3 protein-coding genes are annotated in these 2,396 nt (G+C 48.8%); 1 reads left to right on the top strand and 2 read right to left on the bottom strand.

The genetic code is table 11. The features are described from left to right. The coding region (locus EL29_RS21335) for a DUF1173 family protein (RefSeq protein ID WP_029571491.1) at nt 1–550 on the bottom strand (550 nt) is incomplete at its 3' end. Between the two features lie 36 nt (nt 551–586). Further along, nucleotides 587–1,129, bottom strand: a complete 543-nt coding sequence (locus EL29_RS21330; protein ID WP_412177629.1) for a phospholipase D family nuclease — start codon at nt 1,127–1,129, stop codon at nt 587–589. 874 nt (nt 1,130–2,003) lie between these two features. On the opposite strand from EL29_RS21330, the gene EL29_RS21320 reads away from it, so the two are divergent. Next, a complete protein-coding gene (locus EL29_RS21320; RefSeq protein WP_071999632.1) occupies nt 2,004–2,207 on the top strand; it encodes an Hha/YmoA family nucleoid-associated regulatory protein in 204 nt (67 codons plus the stop codon). Nucleotides 2,208–2,396: the final 189 nt, after the last annotated feature.

Below are 2,396 nucleotides of genomic sequence, written 5' to 3'. Positions count from 1 at the left end.
GCGTGCGTTTCTTTTTGTCGAAGGAGGGGTGCCAGATGTTGATGCCGGACTGTTCCCACAGCAGGTGTAGCAGCCCCAGCAGGCGCATAGAGGGCCGGCGTTTACGCTTCACCGGTTCATCAACGGACTCGTTCTCAGCCGGTCTGACCTCTGACGGTGCCTTTTTCTGCAGGCCGGTAGGCAGCCTGACCACGATGGTGCCGTCCGCAGCGGCGCGGACCGCATCCCCCTGATAAATTTCCGCCTGGCTTTCGTCTGACCACACCGAGTAAAACCGGCAGTCCGGCTTGTGCTCGTTGCCGGTGAAGGCGTAGGAGGAGAGCCAGCAGCGTTCAGTCTCCTGAGAATAATGCACCTTCAGGCGGCGTTTTACGGGGTCGGTCTCTGCCGGCAGGCAGCTGCAGGTGACCACCGTGGTCTTTTTGTTGTCGCGGGCGTGCTTCAGCCAGCGCTGCCAGACAGGCGTTTCATTCTGCTGGAAAGCTTCTGACGCCTCGTGCTGGCCACGCTGACCGGTGAAGTAAACCGGATACACTTTTTTCCTGGTCATATACAGTCCACCTTACCGGCAATAATAATTATATTTTTATTGATGGCTGCACTGTACAGGCGATGACTCCGCCCAGAGCCGGTTAAATTCATCCTGATACTGCTTACTCACTGGCAAACTGTCTCTGATAACCAGCGCATTTTCGGCATTCCGCTTTTCCGCCGACGAGGTGTAATTAAAAGAGCCAGTCTGGACACCATTATTTCCTGTCACAATAAATTTGTTATGCATAATACTGTACTGCGCATCTGTTCTGACCTGAATACCTGAACAGGCCAGTTCATTAACCAGTGACCAGCGGTCGTGGCTTTTCTTTTCATCGGCCACCACCCTTACAGCTACGCCGCGCCGTGAGAGCTGCACAAGCGCTTCTGCCACAGGCTCGCTGGTAAACTCGTACGCAGCCACGTCAGCAGAACCCGTAGCTGAACGTATGAAGCTGATGATGAGTTCCTGAGCAGTACCGCCCGGTGAAAAACCCGCCTGCAGGTCAGATTCGGAATATGTGAAAAAAGGAACTGTAAATAAAAAAAGACAGTAAGCCCTCGGGTTTCTCATTCTTTGTAACCCCTGTTTCATTGCGGTTTAATAACTCATTCACCCGATCAATTAATAATCAGATATTTTTCAGTATTAACTCTTTTTAATAACTCATAACAACTGTCTCCTTAAGAAATCAGTTTACCCTCCGATAATTTTTTTATAAAGGACGGAGGAAAAATAATGAATCAGTTTCATGAAATTAATTTACTGACATCACGTGGTGATATTAATGGTGCGCTGTCGCTGATAAATGGCTGGAGCGAAAGTGTGGCGCGCAAGATCATGAAAAAGGCCGGGTATCCGGTGCCCTCAGAAAAAGGGCGTTCTTTCTGGTTGTGGGTCCAGCAGACGCTGATGCAGGCCGCCCGGGAAAAACGCTGTGGCTACCAGCACCGGTTCTCATATTCCTTCAGCCGTATCCGAACAGAGGCAGAAAATCATTATGAAGATTATGCGAGGATGATGGCTGAACTGAGCAGGAAAAGTGAACCTGAATCTCCCTCAGAAAGTCAGCTTCCCGCGAAGGGAAGTGTAGTGTCCGTCGATACAGCTCCGGAAACAGGCATCCTGATCTCTGGCCCTGCAGAAGGTGTGGTAAACTCTTACCGGAACGCCCAGCCACCGGCGACTGCTTCCGTTAATGTACTCCAGTTCGAGAAGGCCACTGATTGCATCGTAACGCACAAGACTGAAAATATAAGAATTAATAGTATGCGGTTTCATGTTACGGCGGATTCCCTCCTGTCATGTCCGGTATTTAACAAGCACTCGCAGAACTCTAAAACTCAGGCCTGTTCTGGTTTGTCTACGTTACGGATCATTTTAAACATTGCTGTTTCTTCACTCAGCAAATTTCTTTTTGTTTATTGCAAATCCCGTGTCATGTGCGCTCACTTATTTAAGGCAAGGTATGACAAAAACAGACTGGTTGATGAAATTCAGGCGTTGCCGTTCGATCGACACGCTGGAGACCGTGTACGAACACCTGAAGTACGAAGGCGATCCAAAAGAAGACTATGCGATGACCTCAGCATACGATCACCGTAAAGCTGAACTGACAGTGGGTAAGCTGTTTGACCGAGTGCCGGTTCATGTCTGGAAATTGGTAAACTGATAATACTAAACGGTTATGAGTAAGCCTTTACCGGTAACGGAAATCGCATTCGCAAATTTTTTGCGTGTGCAATTTTCGTTGAACAAGCCGAAGGCGCGTTAGAAAAAACACATATCCACTGGGCAGAACAATTCTTTAGTTCATATATAGATCTGACCTGCTGCCCGTTGATTAATACACCGCGATGTT

It is taken from the genome of Pantoea ananatis LMG 2665 (assembly GCF_000710035.2).
Taxonomy (GTDB): Bacteria; Pseudomonadota; Gammaproteobacteria; order Enterobacterales; family Enterobacteriaceae; genus Pantoea; species Pantoea ananatis.
Note: the sequence above shows the minus strand (reverse complement) of the source record. Positions and strands in the feature narration are given on the sequence as shown.